At 45.3% G+C, this 18,961-nt stretch carries 15 protein-coding genes; 8 read left to right on the top strand and 7 right to left on the bottom strand.

Features of this window, described 5'->3' with window-relative positions; all coding sequences use genetic code 11:
- Nucleotide 1: 1 nt before the first annotated feature.
- The 7 genes from U5O15_07450 to dnaA form a co-directional block, all read right to left on the bottom strand.
- Complete coding sequence (locus U5O15_07450) at nucleotides 2-1,648, bottom strand: hypothetical protein (protein MDZ7860486.1); 1,647 nt, start codon at nucleotides 1,646-1,648, stop codon at nucleotides 2-4.
- Nucleotides 1,645-4,167 carry a DNA gyrase subunit A gene (gene gyrA / locus U5O15_07445; GenBank protein MDZ7860485.1) on the bottom strand — a complete coding sequence of 841 codons (2,523 nt, stop codon included), beginning with the start codon at nucleotides 4,165-4,167 and terminating at the stop codon, nucleotides 1,645-1,647. Before gyrA ends, U5O15_07450 begins: the two co-directional genes overlap by 4 nt.
- 83 nt (nucleotides 4,168-4,250) lie before the next feature.
- Nucleotides 4,251-6,164: a DNA topoisomerase (ATP-hydrolyzing) subunit B gene (gene gyrB / locus U5O15_07440; GenBank protein ID MDZ7860484.1), complete on the bottom strand. Its 1,914-nt coding sequence runs from the start codon at nucleotides 6,162-6,164 to the stop codon at nucleotides 4,251-4,253.
- Complete coding sequence (locus U5O15_07435; protein MDZ7860483.1) at nucleotides 6,157-6,498, bottom strand: DUF721 domain-containing protein; 342 nt, start codon at nucleotides 6,496-6,498, stop codon at nucleotides 6,157-6,159. Before U5O15_07435 ends, gyrB begins: the two co-directional genes overlap by 8 nt.
- A 100-nt stretch (nucleotides 6,499-6,598) precedes the next feature.
- Nucleotides 6,599-7,702 (bottom strand): DNA replication/repair protein RecF, encoded by a 1,104-nt coding sequence (locus U5O15_07430; GenBank protein MDZ7860482.1) that lies wholly within the window; start codon nucleotides 7,700-7,702, stop codon nucleotides 6,599-6,601.
- 24 nt (nucleotides 7,703-7,726) lie between these two features.
- The gene (gene dnaN / locus U5O15_07425; protein ID MDZ7860481.1) at nucleotides 7,727-8,833 is read right to left on the bottom strand and encodes a DNA polymerase III subunit beta; all 1,107 of its coding nucleotides are present in this window, start codon (nucleotides 8,831-8,833) and stop codon (nucleotides 7,727-7,729) included.
- Between the two features lie 628 nt (nucleotides 8,834-9,461).
- Nucleotides 9,462-10,856 carry a chromosomal replication initiator protein DnaA gene (dnaA, locus tag U5O15_07420; GenBank protein ID MDZ7860480.1) on the bottom strand — a complete coding sequence of 465 codons (1,395 nt, stop codon included), beginning with the start codon at nucleotides 10,854-10,856 and terminating at the stop codon, nucleotides 9,462-9,464.
- A gap of 496 nt (nucleotides 10,857-11,352) precedes the next feature.
- Between dnaA and rpmH the strand changes: the two genes are divergently transcribed.
- The 8 genes from rpmH to U5O15_07380 all read left to right on the top strand — a co-directional run bounded on the left by rpmH (nucleotide 11,353) and on the right by U5O15_07380 (nucleotide 18,763).
- Nucleotides 11,353-11,487, top strand: coding sequence for a 50S ribosomal protein L34 (gene rpmH, locus U5O15_07415; GenBank protein MDZ7860479.1), 135 nt, complete (start codon nucleotides 11,353-11,355; stop codon nucleotides 11,485-11,487).
- 17 nt (nucleotides 11,488-11,504) lie between these two features.
- Nucleotides 11,505-11,843, top strand: coding sequence for a ribonuclease P protein component (gene rnpA / locus U5O15_07410; GenBank protein ID MDZ7860478.1), 339 nt, complete (start codon nucleotides 11,505-11,507; stop codon nucleotides 11,841-11,843).
- 4 nt (nucleotides 11,844-11,847) lie between these two features.
- A complete protein-coding gene (gene yidD / locus U5O15_07405) occupies nucleotides 11,848-12,075 on the top strand; it encodes a membrane protein insertion efficiency factor YidD (protein ID MDZ7860477.1) in 228 nt (75 codons plus the stop codon).
- Nucleotides 12,076-12,113: 38 nt separating this feature from the next.
- A complete protein-coding gene (gene yidC, locus U5O15_07400; GenBank protein ID MDZ7860476.1) occupies nucleotides 12,114-13,901 on the top strand; it encodes a membrane protein insertase YidC in 1,788 nt (595 codons plus the stop codon).
- 73 nt (nucleotides 13,902-13,974) lie between these two features.
- Nucleotides 13,975-14,673 carry an RNA-binding cell elongation regulator Jag/EloR gene (gene jag, locus U5O15_07395; GenBank protein MDZ7860475.1) on the top strand — a complete coding sequence of 233 codons (699 nt, stop codon included), beginning with the start codon at nucleotides 13,975-13,977 and terminating at the stop codon, nucleotides 14,671-14,673.
- Between the two features lie 3 nt (nucleotides 14,674-14,676).
- Nucleotides 14,677-16,044 carry a tRNA uridine-5-carboxymethylaminomethyl(34) synthesis GTPase MnmE gene (gene mnmE, locus U5O15_07390; protein ID MDZ7860474.1) on the top strand — a complete coding sequence of 456 codons (1,368 nt, stop codon included), beginning with the start codon at nucleotides 14,677-14,679 and terminating at the stop codon, nucleotides 16,042-16,044.
- 75 nt (nucleotides 16,045-16,119) lie between these two features.
- Nucleotides 16,120-18,021, top strand: a complete 1,902-nt coding sequence (mnmG, locus tag U5O15_07385; protein MDZ7860473.1) for a tRNA uridine-5-carboxymethylaminomethyl(34) synthesis enzyme MnmG — start codon at nucleotides 16,120-16,122, stop codon at nucleotides 18,019-18,021.
- Nucleotides 17,981-18,763: an RsmG family class I SAM-dependent methyltransferase gene (locus U5O15_07380; protein MDZ7860472.1), complete on the top strand. Its 783-nt coding sequence runs from the start codon at nucleotides 17,981-17,983 to the stop codon at nucleotides 18,761-18,763. Before mnmG ends, U5O15_07380 begins: the two co-directional genes overlap by 41 nt.
- Nucleotides 18,764-18,961 lie beyond the last annotated feature (198 nt).

Genomic DNA, 18,961 nt, shown 5'->3' with positions numbered 1-18,961 from the left:
ATTACCTGAGAAGAACGATCCTCTTGGTTAACGTCATCCCGTCTATTTGAAGGTTGCAGTAATATACACCGGGAGCCGCCTGCTCTCCCCTCCTGTCCCTGCCGTCCCAGAACGCGGAATATCTTCCCGGTGAGTTGATTTTTCTTTCAAGAACCTTCTTGACCAGCATACCCTTTACGTCATAGATCCGAACAATCCCGTCTCCCTTCAAAATCTCCGCGGAATTAAAAAGATCCGTTTCGTCTTTCCTCGGAATGCTGAGCGTAATGTTTACCTTTTCCACAAACGGATTTGGATACAGATTCATTAAGCTGCGGGGCAGCCTGCCGTCATCGGGAATTTTTCCGGATGAATCTTCTTTGCCGGCAGCCAGCGCTGTCTTGCCCGCAAACAAAATTCCATTTATGAATTCACCCTCTATAAACACGGAATCCGGCCTGTTCAGAGACCTTTCCTCTAGGGGCACAATAATATCTGTCCCTAATTTCTTATAATCCGGCACCCTGGAACCGTCAACCTTTATCCACTTAATGCCGCTGCCGATAAAATCGAAAGGAATCTTCATCGCCGCGGCTCTATTTTTTCTGTTATCTTTCCAGACGGCCAGCAACCTCGTCTCCAGATTTATTATGCTTGTTTTTAGCGGCGGCACCACCCATTTTGTCCTCTTCCCTTTCTCATTAACTGTACCTTTGTAGGTTTCAAGCGCTGCCGTTAAGTTCCTCTTTATCTCTTCTTCGGAGTTGGCAAAAACCACCGCCCAGTCTACCTGCCTGAACCCGGATTCACTGCTGCCGCTGTTCGAGGCCGCAAAGAATCTCGCGGAAGGAAATCTGACTTGTTCTCTTTCGTCGCCGTTCGTTCTGTCTACCGCCCTTGCTCCCGCGGCTTCAGACGAGTCGCTCTCTGAACTAAAGCGCGGCTCGAGCTCCAGCCTAAATGCTCCGCCGGGGTTAGCCCCCAGAATAACAGCCCCCGCAAAAAGGCTGTCGCTGGAAAAGACGACCCCGTTAAGCGAGTCGGCGGCGAACTCAGGATACTCCGATAAAACCTTTGAAGACAGGTCATTTTTACTGCCCGGCGATTCGCCCGTAAAGAAACGGACACGCAAACTGAGAGCTCTATCTCTCTTCTCTTTTACGCGGGCTTGGTCTTGGAAAACAGTCGTTATTCCAACAAAATCTTTCACGTGCTTATAAGCCCATGTATAGCATTTATTATATACTTTTTCTTCCCCGACCGCTATATGCATCCTGTCCCCTATAGGGGCAAAATCTCCGTTCTCATATCCATCCCCTGTGAATTTCTCAAACAAACCTTTGATTCCATTCTTCTTTTCGGCTTCCCTTAATTTGACGATTTGTGCAGAGCCGGCGATTTTTGTATTTGGTTCTTCCTTTTGCAATTCAATGTTATACTCTGCCGTAATTTGTTTTGAGCCCTTTTCCCACCTGAGAACTACCGTTTTTTCATCCCGCACGGCAACTCCTATCATTTCCTTCAGGGCCGCGTCTTTTCCCTTCTTGTACTCTTGAGCTATCTTGTCATTGCCGCCCCTAACAGAAGATGCCGCGCCGCCGCTAATCGCAAGCGCGAGCAGAGGTGTTAGAATCGCCAGCCATATTCTTATCTTTTCTAACTGTTTCACTCTTCCCCCTGATTATTACTCTCTTCAGCGCCTCCGCCGGCGGGAGTGCCGTTTTTGCTCTCCTCCTCATTTGAATTCCCGTTCTCCTCTTCATTTTCTCCTGCTACCAGAGTAACTCCTACAAGGGAATCCCCTTCGTCGAGATTGATCAATCTTACACCCTTGGCGTTTCTTCTGATCACTGAAATCTCAGATACTGAGCTTTTTATGATCTTCCCCATTTTCGTTATCATCATGATCTCATCGGTGGGGAAAACTTCTTTAATAGTTACCAGGTTCCCGTTTCGCTCATCGGTCAGAATGGATATCACACCCTTTCCCCCCCTCCTTATGTTTCTGTACTCCTTGATGTCTGTTCTCTTTCCGTAGCCTTTCTCCGTGACGGTCAGTAGGGCGGCTCCCGCTTTTACAACAACCATTTCAACTACTTCGTCGTCTTTGCTCATCGAGACCCCTTTTACTCCCATTGTTGCCCTCGCGGTTATTCTGACATCTTTTTCATTAAACCTTATCGCTTTGCCTTTCTTCTTCGCGAGAATAATATCATCATTTCCGGAAGTCATTGCTGCGCGGACGAGACTGTCATCACCTTTCAGGTCGATCGCTATTATTCCGTTTTTTCTGGGATGGGAATATTCAGCCAGGGGGGTCTTCTTGACGCGACCGTTCTTTGTGGCCATTATCAGATTGAGGTCCCTGCCGAAATCATCCACGGAAACAAACGCTGTAATCCTCTCTTCACTCGATAACTGGAGTAAGTTGACTATGGCTTTGCCCCTTGAAAGCCTTCCCCCTCTCGGAATCTCGTGAACTTTCAGCCAGTGGCATTGCCCCTTGTCGGTAAAGAAAAGGATATAAGTGTGAGTTGACGCGATAAAGAGATGTTCAATGAAATCTTTGTCTTTCATCCCCATTCCCTTGACACCTTTGCCCCCTCTTTTCTGTCTGCGGTAGGTGTCAGAAGCAATCCGCTTGATATACCCCGAGTGCGTTATAGTAATTATCATGTCTTCTTCAGCAATAAAGTCCTCTACTTCGAACTCGCCTTCCTTTTCTATTATTGACGTTTTTCTTTCGTCTCCGAACCTCTCTTTTATATCGTCAAGTTCATCTGATATGATACCAAGAAGTCTCGTCCGGCTTTCCAGAATAGATTTGTAATATTCTATCTTTTGAATAAGCGCCAGATACTCTTCGTCGATCTTTTTCCTCTCGAGTCCGGTGAGTCTCTGAAGTTTCATGTCCAGAATCGCCTGAGCCTGTATTTCCGTAAGGCCGAATTCCTTCGTGAGACCGTTTTTTGCTTCCCCGGGAGAAGCGCTCTTTTTAATGAGTTTTATTACGGCGTCAATATTATCCAGGGCCTTTTTATAACCCTCGAGTATATGGGCTCTTTCTTCAGCGCGTTTAAGGTCGTGCTTGGTTCTTCTGGTTACAACTTCTTCGCGGTGATCGAGGAATGCCTTCATGGCCTGTTTCAGGGTCATCACCAAAGGTCTTATTCCGTCGATCAGAGCCAGAAGGATGATGCCGAAACTGGTCTGCAGCTGTGTCTTTTTATAAAGCTTGTTCAAGACAACCTTTGGGTACGCGTCTCTCTTCAGCTCTATAACGATTCTCATTCCGTCTTTGTCCGATTCGTCACGTATATCGCTGATGCCCGATAAGCTGCCGCTTCTTACAAGATCAGCTGTCTTTTTGATTATCTTCGCCTTGTTGGTCTGATAGGGAATTTCTGTTACGATAATATTCGACTTTCCCCTTTCGGCGGTTTCTATATTCGCCTTTGCCCTGACAAGCAGCTTCCCCCGGCCCGTCTTATAAGCCTCTCTTATCCCTTCTCTTCCACATATTATTCCCCCTGTGGGAAAATCCGGACCCGGCACAAGCTCGCAAAGCCGGTCGGCGTCCAGCTCCGGATCCTCCAGGAGAGCCTTCAGGCCGCCGATGATTTCGACAAGGTTGTGAGGAGGAATATTAGTGGCCATACCGACAGCTATTCCGGATGCTCCGTTTATAAGAAGGTTCGGTATTTTCGCGGGCAAAACAAGCGCCATTTGCCTGGTGTTATCGTAGTTCGGCCCAAACTCGACCGTCTCCTTCTTTATGTCTTCCAGAAGCTCTTCGGCGATCCCCTGCATCCGCACTTCCGTGTATCTTTCGGCGGCCGCGGGATCCCCATCTATCGAACCGAAGTTTCCCTGGCCTTCGACAAGGGGATACCTCAGCGAAAAGTGCTGAGCCATTCTGACTATCGCGTCATACGCAGATGCTGTGCCGTGAGGGTGGTAATTTCCCGTTACATCACCGGTTACTTTGGCAGATTTGCGGAACGCCCGGTTGTGGGCAAGGTTAAGATCGTCCATCGCGAGCAATATGCGTCTGTGCACGGGCTTTAAGCCGTCCCGTGCGTCTGGAAGAGCCCTGGAAACTATAACGCTCATTGCATAATCGAGATAGCTGTCTCTCATTTCATCTTCTATATAGCTCTGTTTTATCTGTTGTCTGTTAATCTGCATTTAATCTGTCCTCCTGGAAACTCTTCCGCACGACAACTCCGTTTCTGGTAATTACTTCTCATCCGGTTTCTGTTCTTATTGTATTAAACATCGAGGTTTTTAACATAGGTAGCGTTCTCCTGAATAAATTTTTTCCTTGGAGCTACCTTGTCGCCCATAAGAATCGTAAATGTCTGGTCGGCTTCTACCATATCTTCCAACCTGATTTGCTTCGTTACTCTCCGCTCCGGATCCATTGTCGTCATCCAGAGCTGCTCGGGATTCATCTCCCCCAAACCCTTATACCTTTGAAGAGAAATCCCCTTTTCTCCTCCTAAATCTTTTATGATTCTACGTCTTTTTTCTTCGTTATACGCGTACCTTTCCTTTTTCCCCTTTTTAATCCTATAGAGGGGAGGCTGAGCTATGTAAATGCATCCCTGTAAGATAAGTTCGGGCATATACCTGAAAAAAAGAGTAAGTATCAACGTTCTTATATGCGATCCGTCCACATCCGCGTCTGTCATAATTATCACCTTGCGGTACCTGATCTTGGAAATATCAAAATCCTCTCCAATACCGGTCCCGAGAGCCGTTATAATCGTTTTGATTTCCTCGTTCGAAAGGATCTTATCCATTCTTGCCTTTTCCACATTCAGAATTTTGCCCTTTAGAGGTAAAATTGCCTGAAACCTCCTGTCTCTCCCCATCTTTGCCGATCCTCCGGCCGAGTCACCCTCTACGAGAAACAGCTCAGAATGCTCGGGGTCATTCACTGAGCAATCGGAAAGCTTCCCGGGCAGATTTCCCGATTCAAGAACCGATTTTCTCCTTACAAGATCTTTCGCCTTTCTGGCGGCATTCCTGGCTCTGGCGGAATCTATCGCTTTTCTTACTATTTTCTTCGCCTTACTTGGGTTCTCTTCAAGAAATTCTCCGAGCTTCTGCCCGAGAATAGTCGTTACAACCCCCATGATTTCACGGTTTCCGAGTTTTCCCTTTGTCTGGCCCTCAAACTGAGGCTCGGGAAGTTTAACGCTGAGAACCGCCGTTATACCTTCTCTGACGTCGTCCCCGGAAAGCGTCATTTTGTTCTTCCCTTTCTTAAAGAGATTGTTCTTCTGCGCGTAGTTGTTAAGCGTTCTTGTAAGTGCGGTTTTAAATCCCGACAGGTGGGTTCCTCCGCCGACAGTGTTGATATTATTCGCGAATGTAAATATCTTTTCTCCATATGAATCATTGTACTGGATGGCAATTTCAACGGAACAGTCATCTTTCGTCTCATCGATATAAATCGGTTTTCTGTGCAGAACTGTTCTGTTTTTATTCAGCAACTTCACAAAAGAAACTATTCCGCCTTCGTACTGAAATTCGTGTTCCTTGCCGCTTCTTTCATCTTTGAAAAATATCTTTATCCCTTTGTTTAAGAATGCCAGCTCTCTTAGCCTTTGAGATATTGTGTCGAAACTGAAATCCAAAGTGGAAAAAATCTCCGGGTTCGGGCGGAATGATATTCTGGTTCCAGTTCTTTTCTTGTCTTTCTCTAAGGGCTCCGACTTAAGTGGAGCCACGGGCAGCCCTATTTTATATTCCTGTATGTGTTTCCCCCCGTCTCTCCATATTTCCACTTTCATCCATTCAGAGAGAGCATTTACGACAGAAACACCCACGCCGTGAAGCCCCCCTGACACCTTGTAACTTTTATGGTCGAATTTACCCCCGGCATGAAGCATAGTCATTACAACTTCCACAGCCGGCTTTTTCTGCGTCGGGTGTAAATCTACCGGAATCCCCCTCCCGTCATCTTCAATCGTCACTACACCGTCCGGCTCGATTCTAACCTCAATAAAACCGCAGTGGCCGGCCATTGCTTCATCTATACTATTATCTACAACTTCATAAACCATATGATGAAGCCCGTGTATATCAGTGCTTCCTATATACATGGCAGGCCTCTTTCTTACCGCTTCCAGGCCTTTTAATACCTGTATTCCTTTAGCTGTGTATTTATTACTCATTCCTCTCCTTTTCCCTCTTAATAAAAAGCCGTATCCCTTTTACTTCAATCCCGGGAAACCTGCTTTTTATCCTCCCAATTATCTTTTTCTGTAGAAACTTGATTTCCTGCATCCAGGTGTTGTTCTCGGCTTCGACAAAAAGAATACCATCTTTTATATCTCTGAGGCCACTTCTTTTTGCCAGTTCCTTACCTACTATCGAAGGCCACTCTCTGACCAGTTGTCCCTCTTTTAACCTACCCGCGATTCCAAGGGATTTAAAAACAGAGGGTAGAATCTCACTTACGGGAGCGCTTTGTTTATTTTTTCTTCCTTTTGTTTTTTTCTTATCCATACCGAATGGTATTACTAAACAGGTTAAAAATAAACAAAAATATTACATAAATCTACCCCAATCGCGCCCTCTCAACAATTCTTTTCTTCCGGTCTATCTCTTATGCTTCTATCACCCCTCCATCTATAAAAAACTCTCTTGCTCCTTCTCTGTTCTCCACGCCGGCCGTGTCGGGAGAAGTGATAAAATTCTGATATTTCTCAGATAAAAAATCCTTTACTTTCCGGGATACTTTATTGTCGAGTTCAGAAAAAATATCGTCCAGCATAATAACGGGCCTTTCTCCCCGTTTTTCATAAATAACTGAAGCCTGCGCCATCTTCATAACTATCGCCACGAGTCTCTTTCTTCCCTGAGATCCATACTTCCTGAGGTTGAGTTCTCCAATTGATATTTTAATATCATCGCGGTGAGGTCCCGCGATTGTATAACCCCTTCTTATTTCTTCGTCCCTCATTTTGATCAGATAATCCAAAAAGATATCTGAATAATTGCCGCCGTCGGGGTTAATTGAAGAGGTATACTTCATCTCAAGACAATCGTCCCCTTTAAACACATATTTGAACATCTCCGCCGCCCTGTCGGTTATTATTTTAAGTACCCTCCTTCGCCCCCTGACAAGCATTTCTCCCCTTTCAACAAGCATACTGTCGAGCGCTCTCATAACTTCCCCCCGCCCCCTTCCCGCAGCTGTTTCCTTGATCTGCGCGTTCCTCTGTTTCAATACTTGCCTATACCCTTTAAGAACCCCGAAGAAATCACCGGATATCTGCGCCGCCGTGTAATCTATAAAACTTCTCCTGTCTCCCGGAGGACCAGACGCCATACCAACGTCCCGCGGAGTAAATATCACCCCCGGTATTATCCCGATCAAGCTGGAAAACCCCTTTGTTCTTTCACCATTTATCTTTACGCGGGCGCTTCCGGATCGTTCCACTCCAACCTCAAGTATGTATTCCACCCCCCTGTCGCTCTCTACAGCCATCCTTATAAAGAAGAAGTCCTCCCCCAGCGATATAAGCTCCTCTTTATTTCTTGTTCTGAATGACCTTCCGAGAGAAAAGATATAAAGCGCCTCGAGGAGATTTGTCTTTCCTTGAGCGTTCAATCCTGTAATAAAATTAAATCCGGGAGAGAATTCGAGAGAGGCTTCAGTTATATTCCTGAAATTTGTAATTTCTACCCTGTTTATCCTCATTCCCATTCACCGCTTCGCCTCACAAAAAGATCAATTTATCCTCAGGGGCATAATAATACAAAGGTGATCATACTCTTCTTCCTGTTTTGCGGGAACAACAACTCCGGCATTATCAGGTCTGTCGAGATAAAATATTATATTATCACCTTCCATTGTCCTTAAAATATCCTGAAGATAATTAGCATTGTACCCTATTTCCATAGGGTTATCGGAGTATGAAACATCTATTTCCTCTTTTGCCCCCCCAAGTTCCTTTGTCTTAACATTGATCAGTATCTTTCCTTCTTTAATCGAAAAAACAACAAGATGGGTTAAACTGTCTGACAGTATAGACACCCTCTTTGTAGCTTCTAAAAGGGAAGTTCTGGAAAGTACAAGTTCTTTCTTGTTATTCTCGGGAATAACTTTTGAAAAATCCGGAAAGGGTCCCTCGAGAAGCCTAGAATAAATAACTACATCCTCCATCGAGAAAGAGACATTGTTTTCCGCCAATTGAATATTTACCCTGTTTTGCCCCGATGAAAACTGCTTTAGTGTAGATAGAGCTTTTGGAGGTATTATGACGTCAATTTTATCTACATTTGTAAACTTTTGCTTTAAATCAATCTTTGCCAGACGGTGCCCGTCTGTAGAAACCATCGTCATTCCGTCGGTGTTCACCTTGCATAAGACACCGCATAGGGCCGGTCTTGTAAGGTCTGTAGATACCGCGTATGTTGTTTTTTTTATAAGTTTTTCGAGAAGTTTAAAATCAATAGAAAATCCTGTCTTTCCCTCCTGTTTGGGAATCTGAGGAAAATCATCCGCGTTTCTTCCGTTAATCACAAAACTACTTCTTCCTGAAACTATGTTAAGCGCACCTTTATCGACTTCGAACGAAACTTGATCACCCGAAAGAGACTTCACTATTTCTGTAAGCTTTTTAGCCGGAGCGGCGATCGATCCATTCTTCTCTACCTTACCTTTAATCCTTGAAGTAACAGAGATATCCAGATCTGTTGCCGAGAACGTAAGTAAATTCTCCTCTGCTTTTATAAGTACCATAGAAAGAATTGGCATAGTTGTTTTTCCCGGAACTACTGATGATATAGCGCTCATTTTTTTCTGAAGTTCATCCAGAGGAATTAAACTTTTCACACCTCTACCTCCTAAAATAGATAGTTAGATTTCTTCTGTTCCACGAAAAGCATTATAAAACAAGAGAGATAATATTCAAGGTAAATAATATTTGAAGTTTTCCCAATTTTTATAATCTATAAGGTAGTCGATGATTTGTAACAGTATGCGGCTGATTGATATTTTCAAAATCGTTGTCGGTTTCTCGCCGGCCGAGGAAACCGCTGGCTCTCCCGCCTCGGGCTCGCTCTTTCTGCCCCTTCGGGCCAGAAATCCCTGCCCGCTCGCCACTCGGCGAGGGTTTTGACAAATTCAATCAACTGTCGTATGGTATCCATAATACTGATTCCACCCGTCCATTACGTTAATTTATTTATTAATTTACTGCTATTCAGTTTTCTGTTTAATTTCCGGGGGGATTTAACAACATACTATTAATATATAATATATAGAAGAAGTAGTAGGGGGTGTGGATATGTTGATAACCGAAAGATCCGGATAACACCAGCTAAAAAAGGGGTAAAAATTGATGTTGACTTATTTGTTGAAAAGCAGCCGGTTTCCACAAATTGATTCTATTATCAACAGCAAAAAGAGATAATAACACGTAATCAACAGACCTTATGTTGAAAGTGTTGACAATCAAAATCTATTCAGAGAGTCTTCCCCGCAGTATCTGGATTTCCTTTTCAAGGGAAGGGTCTTTGGAAAGGGATTTATTGATTTTCTTTATAGCGTGAAGAACCGTGCTGTGGTCTCTCCCCCCGAATTTCTTACCTATCTCGACAAGGGGTTTGTCTGTGATTTCTCTTGACAGAAATATACCAACCTGCCTCGCGAGAACGATCTTTTTAATTCTGGAGCTTGACTTGATTTTCGCGACTGAAATGTCGTAGGTTTCAGAAACTCGTTTCTGGATCGACTCTATGGTGACGGGAGTGGGTTTTAAGTTTTTAATAATACCTTCCAGTGTCCGCTCAGCCATTTCACAGTTTATTTCCTGGCGGGTTAGGCTTGAAGACGCGAGAAGTCTTATAAGGGAGCCCTCGAGAGCCCGGATGTTGGTTTTAACATTCTCGGCGATAAAGGTTATAACATCATCCGGGATTTCGATATTCTCTTTTCTAACCTTTCTTCTAAGTATGGCTATACGGGTTTCAAGGTCAGGCGGATGAATATCTGTTATAAGGCCCCACTCAAATCTTGTCGTTAATCTTTCCTGAAGAGTTGGGATTTCCTTGGGGGGGCGGTCGCTGGTTACAACTATCTGTTTATTGGCGTCATGCAGGGCGTTGAATGTGAAGAAGAATTCCTCCTGCGTGCTTTCCTTGCCCGCCAGGAAATGAACGTCGTCTATGAGCAGGATGTCGGTGTTTCTGTAACGTTCCTTAAATTTAAGGGTGCTTCCCGTTTGAATTGCATAAATAAGTTCGTTCATAAATGTTTCCGCGGAAACATATGAGACGCAAAGGGAGCTGTGATGAGTGATCGCGTAATTGCCTATCGCCTGTATAAGATGTGTTTTTCCAAGCCCCGCCCCTCCGTAAATAAAGAGAGGGTTGTAAGCGGCAGCGGGGTTTTCCGCCACGGCGCTCGCGGCAGCGTGTGTCAGTCTGTTGCAAGCCCCCACAACAAACTCGCTGAAAGTATATCTCCGGTTAAGATTTTTATTTAAAGGAGGCTCTACGCGGTTACTTTCTTTTTGTGGCGAAGAAGGAGGGGGCGCGATGGATTTTGTACGCTCGTGCGAACCGGCGGCGGTGAATTCAACTGTTATATTACGGCCGAGGATTTCCCCCGCCGCCATGGATATTTTATCTATATGATGTTCAGCTACCCAGTCGATAAAGAACGGGTTGGGGCCCTCTATAACTATAAGGCTATCGACAAGAGTGGCTATTTTCATTGGTTCAAACCAGGTTTGGAATGTCTGCGCGTTGACAAGCAGGCTGATTTTACCCAGAATATTACCCCACAGATCCACCAGGTTAACACCTCCGGAAAGTTCAGAAGAACCGTCTTTAATGGGTTTTCCGCCCCCCATATAAACCTCTCCATAGAAAAAACGAACGCAAAAATGAAAAGTTATCAACAATTGTGGATAACTATATAACTCAAAGAATAAAAACAAGATACGGAAGCTTTTTAAGGTTGACAAAAGCTGTTTTCCACATCAAGGGGCGAGTGCTGTAAAAAGGTATATAATACAAAAATGATGTTTCATCACAGAAGTAGTCCCCGACGCCCAGCAGAGAAAAGCTATCACAAGGGTAAATTCATATCAAGAAAAAAAGACAATAAAAAAAATAAAAGTTAAAACACCCTGTAAATAAAGGAGATAAAGACTAAAAAAAACGGCCGTATTTTAGTGCTTGGAACCCGGATGTTGAAAGGCAGGAAAGGCGAGCGCGTAACAGTCTGCGGCACAATTGGTTTTGGGGCTTAAGGATTAAGGGCTTGACATAAAATAAAGAGTTTGGTATTGTAAATTGTTTATATTATGATTATATAGAGTATAGAATTACTGAAAGAGGATAGTTATGAAGAGAACATATCAGCCCAAAAAGACTAAAAGAAAGAAGAAGCACGGTTTTCGCAAGAGGATGAGCACTAAAACCGGGCGAAGAGTAATAAGCAGAAGAAGGAAAAAGGGAAGAAAGCGCCTTGCAGTCTAGGCTGGGGCAAAATAAACATGACTATTTCCGGGCTTAAAAAGAACCGGCAGTTCAGGCTTGTTTACAGTGAGGGAAAGAGAGAGAAGGGCGACAAAGTAACGATATGTTTTCTTAAACGGGAAGAAGAGGGATTACTCCCCGGGTTTGTAGCAAGCAAAAAAAGAGTTGGAAAAGCTAATAGGCGAAATAGGGCAAAAAGGCTCATGAGGCAAGGGTTCATGGATTTGAGGGAACGATTTACAGATGAGGGGTTATGGATAGTTTTTATAGCTTCTCAGGATCTGAGGAAAACACCATTCAGTGAATTGAAGAAAGATATGGAAAGCTCTTTGTTAAGAGCGGGGCTAATATCGTAAGCGTATGATATCAAAAATATTAAAAACAACTGCAATTTTTTGTATTAGAGTATATAGAACAGCGATTTCACCATATCATTCTCCCACCTGCAGATTTGTTCCCACATGTTCGAAATACGCCGAAGACGCCATAGCAAAATACGGCGTCGTCAGGGGAGGGTATAAATCGATGAAGAGGTTGCTTAGATGCCACCCATTTTCATCCCGTGGCGGGTATGACCCGGTTCGCTGAAAAAGCACAATATTTATTTAATGGAAGGGAATTAGCGGATGGATAAACGTTCTCTGTTTGCGATTGTTGTTACATTCCTGGTTCTTATTTTGTGGCAAACATTATACGTTGCTCCGAGAAGGGAAAACAACTTAAAAAAGGAGCATTCTATATCCGACACGACAACCGCCCGAAGATCGAGTGAGCCGGAGCGGGAAGAAATAACAAGACAGGCTAAACCCGCCGCTGAAAAACGGGAATGGGAGCGTAAAGCCGGAAGAGACGAGGAATTAAAGGGATTCTACGCCCCAGCGGATACCGGCAGGGTTTTGACGGTTAGAGTTTCAACGGAAGTAATGGATATAACCCTTATAAGCAGGGGGGGTGAAATAGAACAGGTAAAGCTTTACGAGTACAGGGACGATGAAGGTGAACCGCTGGAATTGCTGCCCGAGGGTAAAAAGGGCGGCTTGGCGGTGGAGCTGAAGAAAGGAGATTTAACAGAAGACTTTGGGGGCGCGCTGTTTTCTGTCTCTGTAAACGGAAATCAGCTTGACGCTGACCGAACGATAAGACTTGGGGGCGGAAGGGAAGAAGCAGAGATAGTATTCAGGAAGGAGGCCGGAGGCGGGGACTTCCTGGAAAAACGATTTGTGTTTTTCAAAGAGGGTTATGAATTCCGGTTTTCGACTAAAATGCAACGGGAAGGTCCTTTCAGGGAAGCCGACAGTTACGCGGTTGCCTGGAATTGCGGGCTCGTCGTAACGGAGAAAAACGAGAGTGTGGATAAGCAGGGGTTTGCCTCTCTCGGAAAAGTGGGAGAGGAATTCTACAAGGTGTCTCTCGGAGATTTCGAGGACGGAAAAACAAAGAGGCCTTCAGCTCCGGGCCAGGTTATATGGGCCGGCGCAAGGACCAAGTATTTTATAAGCGCGATTATAGAAGACAATCCCAGCTCCGCCACCCTGGAACTAAGGGGCAACGAAGACGAGAGTTTTGTCGGATATGCCGTTGTCTATCCATTCAGGGGAGACCCGAGGGAGGTCGAGAAAACATACCGGGGGTATATCGGTCCGCTGGATGCCGACAGGCTTAGCAAATTCAATGTCGGGCTGGAAGAATCTGTTGAACTTGGATGGCTGAGGTTTCTGAGTGTTATCGTGCTGAAAGTGATGCTGTTTTTCAGAAGGTTCATTCCAAACTACGGACTTATAATTATTCTGATGTCTGTAATAACGAAGGTCTTGTTCTACAGACTGACACACAAGAGCTTTAAATCAATGAAAGATATGCAGAAGCTCCAGCCGAAAATCAAGGAATTACAGGAAAAGTACAGGGACAACAAAGAAGAGCTGAACAAGCGGACGATGAAACTCTATAAAGAAGCGGGGGTTAACCCGTTGGGAGGATGCCTGCCTCTTGTTTTTCAGATGCCGGTCTTTATCGCGTTGTTCGGCGTACTTAGAAATACGATAGAATTGAGAAACGCGCCGTTTATACTGTGGATTAATGACCTTTCAGCGCCGGATGTGTTGTTCCATTTCGGCTTTTCGGTCCCCTTCCTGGGAGACTCGTTTCACCTTCTTCCCATTTTGATGGGTGGAGCAATGGTACTCCAGTCGAAACTCGGGGGATCGCCGACGGGGGGATCGGCTCCGCCCGGACAAACAAAGATGATGTCGACGATGATGCCGATTATATTCACATTTATTTTTTACGGGATGCCGTCAGGTTTGGTTCTTTACTGGATAGTAAACAATTTATTGACGATCCTGCAGCAATACTACGCGCATAAGCAATCTGAAAAAGAGGAAGAGCTCGCCGTAGAGAGGGGAAACAAAAAATAGGGGAGCAGCGAGGAAAAATATACTAAATAGTACAATATAGATCATCATACTTTGAGAAACAGGAGAGGTAAAGATGAAAGAAAAAAAGGATAATGGCAAAAAACCTTCGTCAGTTGAAGCGACCGGCAAGAGTGTCGAAAAGGCTTTGAAAAAAGCGTTAAAAATAATGGGAACAAGTATAAATAATGTGGAAGTTGAAATTGAGAATACGGGCCAGAAGGGCATTCTGGGTGTTTTTGGAGCACGAAACGCCAAGGTGCACGTCAGAAGAAAAGAGGATAATACGGGTGTGGAGGAAATAGCGGAAGAGATTGCCAGGATCATACTCGACTGTGTCGGTGTTAATTACAGAATATTTTCTGATTCCATTGATGATTCCACATACATAAATATTGAAACAGCCGGAGTTGACGGTTTGCTCATAGGAAGAAAGGGCGACACTCTTAATTCACTGCAGCACCTCGTCGGCAGGATAGTATCTAAAAAAATGGGCGGATACAGGAGGATAACCCTCGATGTAGGGGGTTATTTGAAGAACAGGCACGATATAATAAGAAAAAAGGCGAAAAAAGCAGCTCAACGGGTTAAGAAAACACAAAAGGACGTAGGGCTTGAGCCCATGAAATCCTCCGAGAGGCGGATTGCTCACATCGAACTTACCGGACAAGAGGGTATATCAACCTATACAGTAGGAAGCGGAGAGCTGAGAAAGGTCTTTGTCACACTTGCCGGAGGAGGAAAGAAGGGAAAAACTCCAGGCAGAAGAAGTTAGATTATGGGCGAGAAAACAATTGTTGCTCTAAGTACTCCGCCGGGCGAGTCCGCCATCGCGGCAGTCAGGATAAGCGGCAGCGAGGCCTTAAATATTGCCGGCGAATTAATCGAGGGGCCCGCACTCTCCGAGTCACACCACCTGTACAATAGAATATTAAAGGATCATAACGGGCAGCCGATCGATGATGCGGCAGTCGTAGTCATGAGGGGGCCCCGTTCATACACGGGCGAAGATGTTGTTGAAATCTTCTGCCATGGAAGCATGAATGTTGTATCGGCCTTGATTGAAGAAGCGATGCGGCTGGGGGCTGAAGTAGCTCCGCCGGGAGAATTTACGAAAAGAGCTTTTCTGAACGGGAAAATCGACCTCGCTCAAGCTGAGGCTGTAGCGGATCTGATTTCATCAGAAACAAGGCTTCAGAGCAGCGTGGCGCTAAAGCACCTCAGAGGAGGTCTTTCCGAGAAAGTCAGAGGCATAGAAAAAGAACTTCTCCGGCAGCTTTCTCTGGTTGAAGTCTCGATAGATTTTACAACGGAAGATATCGAGACATATTCGGTAGATGAATTGACCCGGAAAGCCGAATGGATAACAAAAGAACTGGAGAAATTAATATCCTCGAGGGCGGCGGGCGGCAAACTGAGAAACGGAATCAGGATTACTTTAACGGGGCCTAGAAACGCCGGAAAAAGCAGCATTTATAATACTCTGCTCGGAGAAGAAAGGGCTATAGTATCTCATATTGCGGGGACTACAAGGGATATCCTCCGCGAAAGGATACATATCGGCGGGTTTACATACTATCTTGAGGATACGGCGGGGATAGCCGAAGCTGAGAGCGAAATAGAGGCCAAGGGAATATCGGCCGGGATTGAAGCGGCGGCCGCGGCTGACATGGTGGTGTTTGTCATTGACGGAAGCGTAGAGCAGGAGGAAGGCCTTTATGAACTTGCCGGAAGACTTAAAAACAGGAGACATATTATTGTAATTAACAAGAAAGACCTCGGGTTGAAAATAAACAAGGAAGATGTCGGAAAGCTGACCGGAGCACAAAATGTAATCGAAATTTCAGCGTTGACTACCGCGGGGTTCGGAGAATTGAAAAGGTGGATTTATAAAAACACGGTAAGCTCGGAAGCGGGAAGGGTGGCGAGAGATAAAATAGCAGTTAACGCGAGGCAAGCTATGGCGTTAACAAAAGCGCTGGAGGCAATAAAGAGAATGGAAGGGGACCTTGAGGCGGGCCAACCGGCAGAAATATTATCTGTAGAATTACGAGAAGCCGCCGCTGCTTGCGGTGAAATTACGGGACGCTCAATTGAAGAGGATCTTTTAGACAATATCTTCAGCACCTTCTGCGTCGGAAAATAATTTTTTACCCTTGGAAATTTGGGGATGAACACAGGGAGCGGCAGGAGTAGACGATAGGGCAAAAAGCAGGATATAATGGATAATATTGCACAGAAGACAAAAAAATATGATATAGTGGTTGTAGGAGGCGGACACGCGGGGTGCGAGGCCGCGCTTGCCGCTTCAAGGATTGGTTTTTCCACACTCATAGTTACTCTCTCGGTCAGTGATATAGCGGGAATGCCCTGTAATCCGGCTATAGGGGGGCTGGCAAAGGGACAGCTTGTACGGGAAATAGACGCGCTGGGCGGCGAAATGGCCAGGGCGATTGATGAAACCGGAATTCAGTTTAAAATGTTGAATAGATCAAAGGGGCCCGCGGTGTGGTCGCCCAGAGCCCAGGCGGATAAGAAGGCATATCATGAAAGGATGTTAAGGGCTCTTGTGAATCAGGAGCGACTGGAGATTCTCGAGGAGGAGGTAACCGGTATAATAGTTGAAAACGGAGGGGTTGCCGGTATAGCGGTAAGCGACGGCAGAAGAATAAAAGGGAAAAAGGTAATTCTCGCATTGGGTACATTCCCGAATGGGCTAATGCATATTGGAGAAAATAAAATACGAGGCGGAAGAAGGGGGGAGCCGGCTTCACGCGGCTTATCGGATCAGCTTGCCGGCATGGGCTTCGAGAGACGCAGATTGAAGACGGGAACGCCGCCAAGGTTGAAAAAGGAAACTGTGGATTTTTCACAATGTGAACCCCAGCCCGGGGATATCAAGCCGTCACCCTTTTCCTTCACGACGGAGAAAATAGAAGTAGACCAGATATTGTGCCATATAACATATACTAACAAAAAAGTACACGGGATAATCAGGAAAAACATAGACCGGGCGCCCCTCTTTTCGGGCCAGATAGAGGGAACGGGACCCAGATACTGCCCTTCTATCGAGGACAAAGTGGTAAGGTTCGGCGAAAAGGACAGACATCAGATTTTCCTCGAACCCGAGGGGCTGGAGTCGGAGGAAATATATGTTAACGGGCTGGCTACAAGCCTGCCTGAAGATGTCCAGGAGGATATATTAAAGCATATTCCGGGACTGGAGAAGGCGGTTATACTAAAATACGGATATGCCATAGAATATGATTTCTTCCCGCCTTATCAGATTTACGCGAGCCTGGAGTCAAAGAATGTCGACGGACTTTATTTCGCGGGCCAGGTTAACGGAACGTCGGGGTATGAAGAGGCAGCGGCACAGGGAATTGTGGCGGGCATAAACGCGTCAAAGAGTCTCCGCGGAGAAAACCCTCTTGTATTGAGAAGAGACCAGGCATATACGGGAGTATTGATAGACGACCTTGTAACCAAAGAAATAGATGAGCCTTACAGGATGTTTACATCAAGAGCGGAACACAGGCTTACCCTGAGGCAGGATAACGCCGATGAAAGACTTCTCAAGTATGCCGTAAGACTCGGATTATTACCAAAGAATAGGTGGGAAGAGGCTATAAGAAGAAGGAAAAATGTTGTTCTCGCGTGGAAACGTCTGTCAGAAGAAAAGATGCCCAAGAACCTTTGTAATAAAATGCTGAAAAGGGTTGGAGGAGCAGAAGTCGGGGAAGGAAAGAGGGCGGTAGAGCTTCTTCAGAGACCGGAGATCAAGCTGAACACCCTCGAAGAATATCTGCCGGGGGGGGCGTTGGGCTTAAACGAGAGAGAAAGGGACTCTCTGGAGATACGCGCAAAGTACAGTGGTTATATAAAGAGACAGAAAAATGTGGCCGAGAGATTCCTTAAGATGGATATGATGAAAATACCCCGGAATTTTACCTTTATGGATATAGGCGCCCTCAGCACAGAAGCAAGGGAGAAGATGGAGAAATTCAGGCCGGAGACTCTGGGTCAGGCTTCGAGGATAGCGGGAGTAAGGGCGGCAGACCTTTCGATATTGATGGTTTTGCTTGAAAAGAGAAAAGAAGTTAATAGTAAGAACCTTCGATAAATTGAGGTTCGGAGCAGAGGAATACGGAATATTGAGAAGCGCGTTATGCAAGAAGATTGCGGAAAAACTCGAAGAAACCGGGCACCGTCCCCTTAATGGAGAGAAAAAGAAAAAACTCTTTTCTTTTATAGAAGACCTGTTGTGGTGGAGCGACAGAATTCACCTTCTTGGAAAAAGAAATATAGAGGCGAATATCGAAAGGCAAATCAGCGATTCAGCTTATATTCTGCGGTTTCTTAAATCTTATTTAGATCGCGTCCCTGCAAATGGAATGAGTAAGGGGCCGGGCGCAAGATCTAAAGGCGGCAAAAGTTTTCTGGACGGCATAAGGGTTGCCGATATAGGTTCGGGCGCCGGGTTCCCGGCCCTTGTATGGAAAATACTCCATCCGGAATTAGATATAACACTCTTCGAAAGGAAACAGAAGGCCGCCGCCTTTCTGACAAGAGAAACAAATAGGCTCGATCTGAAAGGCGCTAAAGTCTTTGCATGTGACGCGGCGGCATATTCACCGGAGGGACGCTTTGAAATTGTTACATCCAAGGCGGCGGGAAAACTTCCTGAAATAATGCCGGTTGTTTCCATGCTTCTCTCAGAAGGCGGGATTTACACGACCTTAAAAGGGGAGGGCTGGAGAAAGAAGGAACAGGGAGAAGGGTTTACCTCTATGAAGCTGGAAAAAGCAGATGATATGCCGGAAGGAAGAGGGGTTGCGGTTATTTACAGGAAAACCGCAGGCTGAAGGAGTCTTTTTGTGAAGGAAAGATGACCCAGGAAGATTTTAACCAGATGTTTCACGTGAAACATCTGGTTCTGAACTTACAAAAACGGGAAAAAGTTGTTTCACGTGAAACACACCTCCTTTTTTTTGGAGAAAAAAATTAATTGATATGAGCTAAGAACCGGGTAAGTGAAAGGGTTGAAATGATGGGGGCTTTGA

It is taken from the genome of Candidatus Krumholzibacteriota bacterium (assembly GCA_034520215.1).
Classification (GTDB): Bacteria; Krumholzibacteriota; Krumholzibacteriia; order Krumholzibacteriales; family WJIX01; genus JAGHBT01.
Note: the sequence above shows the minus strand (reverse complement) of the source record. Positions and strands in the feature narration are given on the sequence as shown.